Origin of the sequence: Cupriavidus sp. SK-3, from assembly GCF_000611145.1 — a bacterium.
In the GTDB taxonomy this organism is placed as follows: domain Bacteria; phylum Pseudomonadota; class Gammaproteobacteria; order Burkholderiales; family Burkholderiaceae; genus Cupriavidus.
Map to the genome: position 1 here is coordinate 363 of NZ_JFJV02000239.1, position 245 is coordinate 607.

1 protein-coding gene is annotated in these 245 nt (G+C 62.0%); it reads left to right on the forward strand.

Annotation, left to right across the window (positions count from 1 at the left end):
• Positions 1-245 (forward strand): transposase (locus CF70_RS24780; protein ID WP_200876805.1); only part of this gene is annotated, 245 nt, incomplete at both ends.

Below are 245 nucleotides of genomic sequence, written 5' to 3' on the forward strand. Positions count from 1 at the left end.
GGCCGCGTACCCGGGCAAACAGGTGCACGTCGTCTGGGACAACCTCAACACACATCGCGCCCAGGCCGTCTGGCAGGCGTTCAACGCGCGGCACGATAAGCGGTTTCACTTCCACTTCACGCCGTTGCACGCAAGTTGGGTCAATCAGATTGAACTCTGGTTTGCCCGCTATACGCGCCGAGTGCTGCGCCATGCGAGCCACACCAGCATCGCACACCTGCGCGAACGCACCGAGCAGTTTGTCC